The following is a 12,822-nucleotide window of genomic DNA, read 5'->3' as shown; positions in this document are numbered from 1 at the left end:
GTTCCTTCATGCCCTTGTCCTCGTTTGCCCCCGTTCAGAGCCTGTTCGCCAAGCCGATCCTCCTGCTGTTCCTGACCACGCTGTTCTGGGCCGGAAACACGATCGCCGGCCGTCTGGCGGTCGGCGAGGTGTCGCCGCTGGCCGTCGTGTTTCTGCGCTGGGTGGCGGTGTCTGGGCTGATGGTCGCGCTCTACGGACGCCAGGTGCGCGCCGAATGGCCGATCCTGAAGGCGCATCTGCCGGTGATGATCCTGATGGGGATCTTCGGCTTCACCGCCTTCAACTCGCTGTTCTACATCGCCGCGCACAGCACCACCGCGCTCAATCTCGGCATCATCCAGGGATCGATGCCGATGTTCGTGCTGCTCGGCGCGCTGGTCATCCTGCGCACGCCGATCCGCGCGGTCCAGGCCATCGGCGTGGCGATCACCATGGCCGGTGTCGTCTTCATCGCCAGTCAGGGGGACCTGTCGCGGCTGACGGAGTTGGAGATCAACCCCGGCGACGGGCTGATGATCCTCGCCTGCCTGCTCTATTCGCTCTACGCGGTGCTTCTGCGCAACCGCCCGGCGGTGTCCGGCATGGTGTTCTTCACCGTGCTGTCGGTGGTCGCGGCGATCACCTCCGTGCCCGTCTTCCTCGTCGAGCTCTGGCAGGGCGCCACCCAGATGCCGACGGCCAAGGGCTGGCTGATCGTCGCCTATATCTCGGTCTTCCCCTCGTTCCTGTCGCAGATCTTCTTCATGCGCGGCGTCGATCTGATCGGTCCGGGACGGGCGGGCGTGTTCATCAATCTGGTGCCGATCCTGTCGTCGATCCTGGCGGTGGGCCTGCTCGGCGAGCCCTTCCATTTCTATCACGCGGCGGCGCTGGCGCTGGTGCTGGTCGGCATCGCCCTGTCCGAGCGCAAGTCGGCCGCCTCCCGGGCAGGCGCCTCGGCACCGGGTGGCGGCGCGCAATGACGGCCCGCCGCGCCCGCCCCGCGCCAACCCGATAGGACCGGCCCCGTCATGGAAGCCTCCCTCGTTCTCGCCGCCACCGCCGGACTGCTCGTGGTCATCTCGCTGATCCAGCCGCTCGCCCGGCGGCTCGGGGTCACGCCGTCGGTTCTGCTCGCCCTCGTCGGCGTGGCCATCGGCTTCTTCGCGACCTGGCTGCTGTATACGCCCAGCACCGACGCCTTCAACGAGATCGCGGCCGTCTTCGTCGACCCGCCGCTCGACTCGCAGGGCATCCTGCATCTGTTCCTGCCGGTGCTGCTGTTCCAGACGACGCTGACCCTCGACATCCGCCGCATGATCGACGACGGCGGCGTCATTCTGGTCATGGCGGTGGTCGCGGTGCTGGTCGCGACCGCCGTGATCGGACTTGTGCTGGCGCCGTTTTCGCCGGTGTCGCTGATCGCCTGCCTGCTGCTCGGCGCCATCGTCGCCACCACCGACCCGGTCGCCGTCGTCTCGATCTTCCGCGACATCGGCGCACCGGCGCGTCTGGTGCGTCTGGTGGAGGGCGAAAGCCTGCTCAACGATGCCGCCGCCATCGCGCTCTTCGTGATCCTGCTGTCGGCGCTGACCGGCGGGGCCACGCCCCGGATCGTCGACGGGCTGGCGCTTTTCCTCTGGAGCTTCGCCGGCGGGATCGCGCTCGGTTATGTTGGCGGGCAGGCGCTCGTGCGCCTGCTTCCGCTGGTGCGCGACTTCCGCCTGGCGCAGGTCACGCTCAGCGTCGCCCTGCCCTATCTCGTCTATCTGGGCGCGGAGCATCTGGCGGGCGTGTCCGGCGTGGTCGCCGTGGTGGCGGCCGGCATTCTGCTCAATCTCACGGGCCCCTCGCGGGTGACGCCGGACGGCTGGACCTATCTCAACGCGGTCTGGGACCAGATCGCCTTCTGGGCCTCCTCGCTCGTCTTCATGCTGGCCTCGATCCTGATTCCGAAGCTGCTGGTCGACGTGGGTTGGGCCGACCTCGGCCTGCTGCTGCTGCTCGTTGCGGCGGCACTCGTCGCCCGCGCGGTGGTGCTCTTCGCGCTGTTGCCGCTGCTGAGCGCCCTCAAGCTCGCCCAGCCGGTCAGCCTGCCGTTCAAGACCGTGATCCTGTGGGGCGGCATGCGCGGCGCCATCACGCTGACGCTCGCCCTCGGCGTGACCGAAAACGCCGCCATCGACCCGGAGGTCCAGCGCTTCGTCGCGGTGCTCGCCACCGGCTTCGTGCTGTTCACGCTGCTGGTCTATGGCACCACGCTCAAGCCGCTGATCGCGGTGCTCGGGCTCGACCGACTGAGCCCCATCGACCGCGCCCTGCGCAACCAGGTGCTGGCGCTCGCCCGCACCAACGTGCGCGAGGGCGTGGCGCGCGCGGCCGCCGACTATGGCATCGCCGCCTCCGTCTCGAGCCGGGTGGAAGACGCCTGCGCGGAGCGCATGGAGGAGGCGGCCGGCACCGCGCGGCTGGACGAGGACGTCCAGGACCGCGACCGGATCACCATCGGACTGGTGTCGCTCACCAACCGCGAACGCGAGATCGTGCTGCGTCACCTGCGCGAACGCACGACCTCGATCCACACCGCCGAGGACCTGCTCGCCCGGCTCGGGCGGATCGCCGACAGCGCGCGCTCCGGCGGCCGGGTGGAGTACAACCGTGCCGCGCGCCAGGCGCTGGCCTTTCCGCGCACCATGCGGCTGGCGCAATGGTGCCAGCGCACGCTCAAATACGACCGCTGGCTGGCCCGGCTGCTGGCCGACCGCTACGAGATGCTGCTGCTGAACCGGATCGTGCTCGACGAATTGCGCGGTTTCACGACGTCCCGCATCGCCCCGCTGCTCGGCGCGCGCGTGGCGGACCTGCTGACCGAAATCCTGATGAGCCGGCGCGAGGCGACCAACACCGCGCTGGAGGCGCTGCGGCTGCAATATCCCGACTATGCCGACGAGCTCGACCGGCGCTTCCTGCAAAAGACCGCGCTGCGTCTGGAGGAAGACGGCTATCGCGCGCTGCTCGAACAAAACCTCATCGGCGAGGAGTTGCACGCCAATCTCGCCCAGAGCGTTCAGGACGGGCGGGCGGAGGCCGACCGGCGGCCGCATCTCGACATGGGCATGCGCATTCACGACCTGACCGCGCAGGTGCCGCTCTTCCGCGATCTGCCGGAGACCCGCATCCAGGCGATCGCCCGGCTCATGCGCCCGCGCTTCGCCGTGCCCGGCGACGTGCTGATCCGCAAGGGCGAGCGCGGCGACGCCGCCTATTTCATCTCCTCGGGCGCGGTGGAAGTGTCGACGGGCAGCCGCCGGATCCGGCTCGGCCGGGGCGAGGTCTTCGGGGAAATCGCCCTTCTGACGGGCGCGCCGCGCACGGCGGATGTCCGGGCGCTCGGCTATTGCAATCTGCTGGTGCTGTCGCGGACCGACTTCGAAAGCCTGCTCGCCCGCGATCCGGATCTGCGGGCGCATATCGCCGAGGTCGCCCGCGCCCGGCAGGACATGAACGCCGCGTTGCCGGCGGAGGCCGAGGAAGACACCGAGCCCGCGACACAGGCCGGGAGCACGCCCGGCGCGGGCCCCGCCGCAAGCTGAGCGGTCAGGTCAAATCGCCGCGCGCCTCGGACGCCGGCGTGCCGGCCCCGCCCGCCGGGGTCTGGTTCCAGGTCTGCAGCCGGCGATAGAGCGTCGAGGGGCTCACCTTCAGCGCATGCGCGGCGCGCGGGATATTGCCGTCGCACAGGGCGATGGCCCGTTCGATGGTGGCGCGGATGACGCTGTCGAGCGGCTCGATCCGCTCCGGCGCGTCTCCCCCGGCATCGCCCGCACCCTCGGACGGCGGCGCTTCGGCGCGCGGCCCGTCCGCGGCCGGTCCGGAGGCGTCCGCGACCGCGCTCCCGGCTGCGGGACGTCCCCCCGCGATCGCTCGCGCGCCCGCCCCGTTGCCACCCGGTCCCGGAGCGATGGCGCGCCCGGCGACGGGCCCGCCCGCGCCACGGCCGGGCGGCAGCCCGAGCATGGTCTCGTCCATCCACTCGCCGTCGTTGAGCACCACGGCGCGGCGGATCGTGTTCTGCAATTCGCGGATGTTGCCCGGCCAGGCATGGGACAGCATCGCGTCCTCGCAGGCCGGCGTGAAGCCGCGGAACCGCTTGCCATCCTCCCGCGCGAAGAGGGAGAGAAAATGCCGGGCGATCAGCAGCACGTCGTCGTCGCGCGCGCGCAGGGGCGGCAGATCGACCGGAACCACATGCAGGCGATAGTAGAGATCCTCGCGGAAGCGCCCGGCGGCGACCTCGGCTTCCGGGTCGCGGTTGGTTGCGCAGACGATGCGCACGTCGACCGCCTGCGTGCGGTCCTCCCCGACCCGCTGCACCGTCTTTTCCTGCAGGACCCGCAGCATCTTGGACTGCAGGTCGAGGTTCATCTCGCAAATCTCGTCGAGGAACAGCGTCCCGCCGTCGGCCGACAGGACCGCGCCGCGCCGGTCGCCGACGGCGCCGGTGAAAGCCCCCTTGGCGTGGCCGAAGATTTCGCTCTCCAGCATGCCGGCGGGAATGGCGGCGCAATTGATGGAGATCAGCGGCCCGGCGGCGCGCTTGCTCTGCGCGTGCAGCGCGTGGGCGCACAGTTCCTTGCCGGTCCCGCTCTCGCCGGTGATGAAAACCGTCGCATTGGTCGGCGCCGCGTTGCGCAGGATGCGATAGACGGTCTGCATGGCATAGGAGCGGCCGATCATCTGCTCGAACCGCTCGGGCTCGAGTTCCTCGCCGATCTGCTCCAGCCGGTTGGCCAGCGTCAGCCGATCCAGCGCGTTGCGCAGGGTCACGCGCAGGCGGTCCGCCGAAAACGGCTTCATCACGAAGTCGAAGGCGCCCTCGCGCATCGCCTCAACCGCCATGCTGACCGACGCCTTGCCCGTGATCACGACGACCTCGCAGGGCACGTCCCGGCTCTTGATCCGGCGCAGCAGGTCGAGCCCGTTGCCGTCCGGCAGATTGACGTCGAGCACGATCACCGACGGCGCCTCGCACGCGATGGCCTCCATCGCCTCGGCGCCGGTTTCCAGGCATGTGACGTCCCAGCCGAGCGGGACGAGATAGGCCTTGTAGGTCTCGGCAAGCGCGCGCGTGTCCTCGACAAGGAGGACTTTGGGGACATTCCCTGTCATCCGAGCAATCAACCACCCCTGAATGTCGTCGCGCATCGGCGGTTCGTGGTCAGCAAAACGGGCCCGCGAACGCGCGTAACCCTCCACCGGATGCACTGCGAGTCTAGGCGATCCCCGGCGCCGGGGAAACAGCCAGATTGCACGACCGCCCAAGGTCGTAGGCAAAAGAAGGCCGTGGGCAGCAGAAGGCCGTGGGCAAACGACCGGAGTGCCCGCACCCCCGCGCAAGAGCGACGGCGCGCGTGTAACCCGTGCGACCCGACGCGGCCCGACTGCGACCCGACGCGGCCCGCCCCTTCGCAGGATGGCGCCCCTCGCCTGGCCGATGACGATCATATCACGCCATACGTGCACACATAATACCGATTCTCCATAGGCTGCATGCTGATGGGCCTGATGCCGATGGCCTGCGGGGGGAACCGTGTTCCGCGCCGGAGCCGAAGTGGCTCCCGGTGCCGGGCGGGCCGGTCACGTGTCGCGCGAAGCCGGTTACGCCTGCGCGTAACCCCGACACATCCGTCCGGGCTCGAAACGGGAGTTCGAAAAAGGAGGCCCTGGACGGGGGCTCTGGACGGGAGCTCGAAGACGGGGGCTCGAAGACGGGGGCTCGAAGACGAGCCTCGAGACGGGGCGAAATGAGCGCGGGTTGCAAACTTCGTCCGGCGGCGTGATCGGCGGGCCGAAGACACGAGGAAGACACGGGAGCCGGGTCACCGGGACGCCGCGACCGCGGAAGCGGAGCCCGGGCGACGCGCCGGGCAAGGCGTCCCGGGCGCGACGAGAGCGGGGACGGACCTCGGCGCGATAAACCGGACGAACAGCGGGGCTTCACATGCATGGAGGGGTGGCCAGCCAGGGCTTGCGGGAGCGGATCGAACTCCAGCTTCGGCAGCGCTCATCGAGGGCGGACAGCTCCGGACCCTCTCCTGCCGCGGATGATCTTGCCCCGGCGCGAGCGGTGTCTCCGCGACCCGAGGCCTCCGGCGATCCGCAGCCCGTCGCCGCGACGCGGGACACCTATATCGGCCTCGAGCCGCCGGGGCGTCCCGGCGAGACCGACGTGGGCGCGACCGAATATCTCTTCGAACAGATCACGCGCAAGCTCGCCCGGACCCCTGCCACCTTCGCGGGCACATCGGGACTCGATGGGGCCGGGAACGGGAACGGGGACGGGGACGAGCCGCTGAACCCCGCCATCCCCGCCGGCTACGCCTTTCTGGCCCAGTTCGCGATCCACGATCTGCTTCGGCAGGGCGCGGAGGCGGATCTCGGCGACGGCGCCGACCGGCGTCTGTTGCGCACGCGCCCCCTCGCCCTCGAGACGCTTTACGGTCATGGCCCGGCGATGCAGGCGGGCTGCTATGCTTCCGCGCCCGGCCTTCGGACCGACAGGCATGCAGAGTTTCCCGCGACCCGCTTTCGTCTGGCGCCGGCCGACATCGGCATCGGGCGGGCCACGGTCGAGGATGGCAAATGCCCGGTGTCGATCCCGCTGATCGCCGATGCCCGCAACGATGACAATGCGATCCTGTCGCAATTCACGGCGCTTTTTCAGCGCGTCCACAACCGCGCGATGGACAGGCTTGATCACGGGCGCGCGGCGGAATCCCCGCAAGCGAGCGCGATGAACTTCGCGGTGGTGCGGGCGGCGCTGACGCATGTCTACCGGCGCATCCTTCGCCACGACCTGCTGGCGCGCCTGCTCGACCCGACCGTACGGGCGTATTTCGAGGCACGACACCGCGCGCCGGCCGGTCCGGCCGGGCCAGGCTGCGCAACCGCGGCCGATCTCGCCCATGCCGCGCTGCGCCTCGGCCATGCCATGATCCGCGCGCGCTACTGTCTTTCGCCGGACGAGCCGGATTCCACCCCCTTGCACGATATCCTGTTGCACACGCCGGATCGCGCACCGGCGCGCCCGCCGTCGGAGCGCGATCGGCCCGTCGCATGGGGAGACTTCTTCGACCTCCCGGCAGGTCGCAGGCCGCAGCCCTCGCGCCGCCTGTCGCCTGCGCTTGCCGAGCCGCTCTGGGATGAAACGCTCTTCCCGCCACCCGCGCCGCACAAGCCGGCCGGCCTGGCCTATCGCGACCTGCTCCGCTGCACCGTCTCCGGCGTCCATCGCATCGACGCGTTGTGCGCGCGTGCGCGCAAGGCATATCCGGATCTCGCCGAGGCCTCGCCGTGGCTCGGCGACACCGCCTTGCGCCACGACGCCATGCGCCTGTGGATCCGCAGCGAGCCCGATGTCGATTTCGGCGAGATGGAAGAGGGGCTCGTGCAGAACCCGCCCCCCGTTCTCTACTACCTGATCGAGGCGGCGGTCGCGACCGGCGGGCGGACCTTCGGCCCCCTCGCCTCTCTTATAGTTGCAGAAAGTATATTTGGCATTCTTGACGCGCACCCGGAAGCGCCGTCTAATTCCGTTGTCGCCTCGGAAGCCGCGAAGGTCATCTTCGGCACCACCGTCCCGAGAACGATGCCCGAGTTGGTCCTCTGGCTCGACGACACGGGGTCCGCCGCGCCGTAAGGAAGCGCTCCCCACCGCGCCGGCCACCTGACCGGACGACGGAGGACGGGCGCCTGGGGATCGCCGGCGCGGGCCGCACAGGAGGCACGCGCCGGAGCGCCGTGAAGGAGGCGCGCGCCGGAGCGCCGTGAAGAAGTCTCTTTGGTGGAGCGCCAACGGTGAAGCGCGCCTTGATGGAGCGCGCCGTGGTAGAGCGCCCGTGGTGAAGGGAACCGCCGGCGCATGTCGACCAGCCTGTCGAACAGGAGGAGTCTCGAAATGCTTGCATCGGCCGAACTCAAGAAAGTCGAAATCCACGACCACAAGGCCTTCGGAGAGCTCATCGCGGCCTATGCCACGGGTCGAAAGCCCTGGCCCGAGACACTCGCCGACTTCAAGGCCGAGGTCGAGGGGCGCGACATCGCCAGCGTTCCGGAGCATCTCAAGGCGCTTCAGGTGGTGCAGCCCTCCGAGGAGGTGCTCTTCCTGCGCCTCCCGCCGCGCAAGATGATCGAACAGTCGCTGGAGCGATACGCCCGCAACGATGCCGAGGGCACGGACGAGCCCTACCCGCTCGCCCCGTTCTATGCGGAGATGGCGTGCGGCGACGAGCGGATCTCCCATTCCGATTTCTTCCTGCATCGGGTGGCGGATTACACCATCGCCGTGTGCACCTGACCGGCGCCAGCCGGCCATGATGCGCCGGCGCGGGTCGTGACAAGCGGGGCTTGCCGCGCAGGCGTAAGCCGCGGGATAAAAGCGCAGGAAGGACGTCGCCGTGTCGGGTCGAGGTCTGCGCGCGGTTCCTCTGCGCGCGGTGTCAAAACACCGTGGCGGAGAGCCGATCAGCGGGCCGCCCCAACTGGCCGCCTCAACTGGTCGCCTCAACTGGTCGCCTCTGGGGGCAGCCTCGAAGAGCAGCCTCAGGAAGCGACGTCAGGGGGCCCGCGCCGCCGACCCCGCCTCGGGAGCCATGTCAGGGGGCCAGGTCCGGCGGCAGATCCAGGCCGGCGCGGGCCAAGCCGTCGCGAAAACGCTCCCATGTGTCCGGATCGGAGATCGGAAAGCAGTTCGCGATCCAGCGGGCGATGTCGGCACGGCTCGGCGGCTCGGAATGCACCCAGCGCTCGGCGATGCGCGCTTCCAGAAGCCGGCGCTGCGCGATCGCCTCGTCGGTGTCCCCGGTGAGCGCCAGCGCCGCGACGTACCACGCCTCGACGCCGAGATAGCCGCCGTCGAGCTGCCGGAACCCGTCGATTGCCTGCGCGTCGTTGCCGCTCAGAAACATGATCCCGACGTAATAGCTCCAATGCAGCGGAGAGGTCAGCAGACCGCTATCGCGCTGCCGTCCGGCAATGCGCGCCGCCTCCAGCCCGTGCCCGGCGTAGGCGAGACCATGCGCCGCCGACAGGGCCGTCCACGGATCATTGTCGTTGAGCTGGAGCGCCTGGCGATGCCCCTCCTCGGCGGCCGAAAACCGGCGCTGCAGGGCAGCCGTCCAGGCCGCGCACAGCACGGCGCGCGAATCGAAGGGATCGAGCGACAGGGCCGTGCGGGCGAGGGTCGCCGCGCGCTCCAGCGCCTCCGGCGTGTGGCGGTGACCGGGGAACACGATGTGGCGGGAGTTCAGGATCTGGGCAAGGCTCGAGTAGGCCGGCCCGAAGCGCGGGTTTTCCTCGATCAGCGCGGAGATGATCTCTTCCGCGCGATAGGTGTCCTCGATGCGCCAGGTGTAATGCAGGCGCTGCCCCATCAGCAGCCGGTCGTAGTGGTCGAGGGACGCCTCCGGCAACCGCGCCAGACTGGAGAGCCGCTCGGCGGAGATGCTGATGTTCATCGACACGGCGATGTCGGCGACCAGCGACGACTGGCGCGCGAACAGGTCCTCGACGTCGACCTCGGCGTTCTGGCCCCAGACGAAGGCGTTGGTGTGCGAGTTCTTGACCGTGACCGAGTAGGACAGGCGCGGGCCCGAACGCAGCGTGCTGATCGCCACGCGGTAGAGCGGAACGGCGGAACGCAGCAGCTCCTCCGTCGGGCCGTCGACCACCGACCATTCCCGGAACCGCACGAGACGCGAGATCAGGTCGTGGCGGAAGACGCGCGCAAGGCGCACCTCCTCGTCCGACTCCTGCAGTTGCAGGATCGGGTCGAGAATGATGACCGGACGCTGGGACGCGGCCGAAGCACCGGCCGGGCGCGCCTCGCCCGCCGCCGGCGCCGGATCTGCCTTGCGGGCAACGGGGGCCGGGGGCGCGGCGGTCTCCGCGGATAGCCGGGCCTGCTCCTGCCGGAGCCACTCGGGAAAGCGACCGAGCTTGATGTCGACGACGAGATCCTGCGTCTCTCCCGAGGGCGTGCTGTCGAAATCCTCGTCCAGCAGGTTCCACAGGTCCTCATAGGCCCTGAGCGCGGCGGTATAGTCTCCCTGCGCGGCGCGGGCGATCATATAGGCGCGGCAGGCCGGCTCATGGGTGGGATCGAGGTTGAGCAGGGCGAGCGCCGCTTCCTCGGTGCGTCCCCATTGGGCCGCGCGCAGGGCAATCGCCGGCTCCAGCGCGGCGCGGATCCGATCGTGCAACTGCTGGCGGCGCACCCGCAGCCAACCGGTGAAGGCATCGCCGACGAGTTCGCCGCCCTCCACCAGACGCTCCGACAGGCGCTTTTCGCGCAAGAGGCGCGGCGGGATGCGGGTCGGCACCGCCGCGATCTCGTCGATATCGAGATCGACCCGCTCAAGATCCAGCTCGATGGTGAGCTTGTCGCTGCGCAGCCCGTCGAACCCGGCCGACTCGAGGGTCCGTCGCAGGATCAGCAGCGTCTGGCGCAGGGAGGAGCGCGCATGATGCTCTGAGCTGTCGCCCCAGAAGAGATTGGCCGCCGTCTCGCGCGAAACGCGGCCGCCGGGGTCGAGGCACAGGCGCACCAGCAGCCCCTCCGCCTTGCGCGAGCGGAACACCAGCGGCGCGCCGGCCACCTCGAAGCGCGGCGCGCCCAAAAGAAAAGCGCGCAGCGGCGTGACCGTGCGCCCCGGCCCCGCTTGCGCCTCCTTCGCCCCGGTTTTCTCGTCGCTCATCGCAAACGACCCTCGATCGCCGCGGCGTCTCCTTGCGCGGCCTGGCTTGGCGTCACGTCCGGTCTCTCCGCATCACACCCCTCAATAAAGCCGCACGCGGTCGCCCGCGATCGTGGCCGTGGTCCCGCCCTTTGTCCCGGCGTCGCGCTGGCGCTGCAGGCGCGCGCTCACACGCGGGGACGGATCCGGTTGCAGCCCCGTCACGATGGCACGCATGACCGGAACGCCGAGGTCCTCGCGCGTGAGATCGACCACATGCGCCCGGCAGCCCGACGCGTGCAGCCGACGGGCCAGAACGGTCGCCGGATCGGTGGACGATTCCTCCGCGTCACGATCCCGCGCCGGGTCGTCGCCTGTCCCCGGCACCGCATCGGCGATCCGCGACGGATGCAGGATCTCCCAGGCATCGGTGACCGTGTCGCGGCGCTCCAGGTGCCGGCGGTCGACCGCGTTGAGCGCATCGTCCCCGCCTTCCGCGCGCTTGGCGGCCACCAGCCGGTCGGCAAGCTCGATCTGCAGCAGTTCCTCGAACGCGGCGCGCAAAGCCTCTTCAAGAGTGAGACGCGCGGCGAACCCATAGGCGAACCCGCGTCCATCCGGTCCGCACGACAGGGCCGCCACGACGGGAACGGCGACCTCCGTCGTCAGATCCAAGAACCACGTCCGGCGGTTGCGCAATCCGCCGCGATACGCCTGCATCCGCTCCGGGATGCCGGCATCGACCAGACGCTCCAGGACGACCGAACGCGCCCGGCGGCCGCCGCGCCACCACAGGGCGACGGCATCGCGCTCGATCCATTCCAGCACGGCGCGCTGGCTCGCGGTCCGGGGATCGACCCCGGCCGCGACACCCAGGCCGGGCGCGAAGGCGGGACGCAGACCGGCATCGCCCTCGACGTTTCGCCAACACAGGCCGGCCGGAAGACCGACCGGCGCGCCCCCCTCGAACGGCCGCGCCGCCACGCGGGGAGATCCGTCACCGGCCTCGCCATCGCCCTCGCCCTGATCCTGGCCGAGATCGCACCAGGCGGCGGCGAGCGCCTCATCCGGCAGGTCGCAGGCAACAGCTGAGGCGCGCGGCTCGTCGACGCGGGCGAACTGGCAGACGAACTCCGCGGCTTCCGCGACACAGGCCCTCAGCGCCGCGAGACGATCCGCCCCGACGCCGGAGACACAGGCGCGATGCGCCTGCGGGACATCGAAGGCATCGGTGTTCACCTGTGCACCGAAACAGGCAAGGCCCGGCGCATCGGGTACGGGAATGGCGAACAGCCGCTCGAGCCGGGCCGCGATGGCGACCAGGCGCGCGAGATCGCGGTCGCGCTCGACGTCGGCCGGGTCGGCGATCCCGAGAAACCGCAGCAGGTCGCAGGCCTCGGCGGGCCAGCGCGCGGACGGTCCGGCCGCAAGGGCCTCGGCGGCGGCGGCGAATGCCCGGCTCAGCGCGTCGCGCATCGATCCGCCTCCGCGCCCGGTTGTAGGCGACATATTCGAAAATCACGAACAGATAACGGCGTCTGGTGTCTTGTGCCTCCAACGAGGGAGTGAAGCGACAAGGCTTTGTTCCCGTGGCGGTTTGAGCGCCAGTTCTTTGAATTTTCGGATGATGGCGGGCAGGATCCGTGCCCAGTCTCGCGCAGGGTGTCGCTGTCCCGGTCAAGGCGGTGCGTGACGGCGACGCGTCCACGTGAGAGGCGTTCGCGGGGCTCCCGTCTGGATGTGGGTTTTTGCGATGCGGGCCGGTTGGATGCGATCCGATGGGAGGCGAGACGGCGCGCGCGCATGCGTCGGGGTTGTCGCCCGGGCTCCGCGAGGAGCACTGGCAAACCGGTGATCTCGTGTTCGCACGCCCCAGATTTGCACGCTTCAGATTTGCACGCCTCAGATGCGTCCACGATCATGCCCCTGGATTGATCCGTTTCGATTGATCCGCTTGCAAGTGCCTGTGCCGCCCTCGATACGGCCATCGGGGCGCAGCCAGTGAGTGGCAGCCGGCGAGAGGCTGCCGTTGAAATGCAGTCGCCGGTGCGCAGCGACCGGGGAGCAATGGGGTGCGCGCAGTCGCGGCGGCGACCGGCGTAACGACGGG

7 protein-coding genes are annotated in these 12,822 nt (G+C 69.8%); 4 read left to right on the top strand and 3 right to left on the bottom strand.

The window, feature by feature from the left end; genetic code table 11:
* The first annotated feature begins 8 nt into the window (after nt 1-8).
* Together ABL312_RS03575 and ABL312_RS03570 are read left to right on the top strand one after the other, a co-directional pair.
* The gene (locus tag ABL312_RS03575) at nt 9-962 is read left to right on the top strand and encodes a DMT family transporter (RefSeq protein ID WP_349360006.1); all 954 of its coding nucleotides are present in this window, start codon (nt 9-11) and stop codon (nt 960-962) included.
* A gap of 48 nt (nt 963-1,010) precedes the next feature.
* A complete protein-coding gene (locus ABL312_RS03570) occupies nt 1,011-3,572 on the top strand; it encodes a cation:proton antiporter (RefSeq protein WP_349360005.1) in 2,562 nt (853 codons plus the stop codon).
* 4 nt (nt 3,573-3,576) lie between these two features.
* Here the strand turns inward: ABL312_RS03570 and ABL312_RS03565 are convergent, their stop codons facing one another.
* Nucleotides 3,577-5,148: a sigma-54 dependent transcriptional regulator gene (locus ABL312_RS03565; protein WP_349360004.1), complete on the bottom strand. Its 1,572-nt coding sequence runs from the start codon at nt 5,146-5,148 to the stop codon at nt 3,577-3,579.
* Nucleotides 5,149-6,106: 958 nt separating this feature from the next.
* Here ABL312_RS03565 and ABL312_RS03560 point away from each other — a divergent pair.
* Together ABL312_RS03560 and ABL312_RS03555 are read left to right on the top strand one after the other, a co-directional pair.
* Complete coding sequence (locus ABL312_RS03560) at nt 6,107-7,678, top strand: hypothetical protein (RefSeq protein ID WP_349360003.1); 1,572 nt, start codon at nt 6,107-6,109, stop codon at nt 7,676-7,678.
* A 258-nt stretch (nt 7,679-7,936) separates the two neighbouring features.
* Complete coding sequence (locus ABL312_RS03555) at nt 7,937-8,335, top strand: hypothetical protein (protein ID WP_349360002.1); 399 nt, start codon at nt 7,937-7,939, stop codon at nt 8,333-8,335.
* Nucleotides 8,336-8,633: 298 nt separating this feature from the next.
* On the opposite strand, the gene ABL312_RS03550 is transcribed toward ABL312_RS03555, so the two are convergent.
* Nucleotides 8,634-10,733: a BTAD domain-containing putative transcriptional regulator gene (locus ABL312_RS03550; RefSeq protein ID WP_349360001.1), complete on the bottom strand. Its 2,100-nt coding sequence runs from the start codon at nt 10,731-10,733 to the stop codon at nt 8,634-8,636.
* An 81-nt stretch (nt 10,734-10,814) separates the two neighbouring features.
* Nucleotides 10,815-12,188 carry a YcaO-like family protein gene (locus ABL312_RS03545; RefSeq protein ID WP_349360000.1) on the bottom strand — a complete coding sequence of 458 codons (1,374 nt, stop codon included), beginning with the start codon at nt 12,186-12,188 and terminating at the stop codon, nt 10,815-10,817.
* Between the last annotated feature and the right edge of the window lie 634 nt (nt 12,189-12,822).

The organism is Stappia sp., assembly GCF_040110915.1.
Lineage (GTDB): Bacteria > Pseudomonadota > Alphaproteobacteria > Rhizobiales > Stappiaceae > Stappia.
Note: the sequence above shows the minus strand (reverse complement) of the source record. Positions and strands in the feature narration are given on the sequence as shown.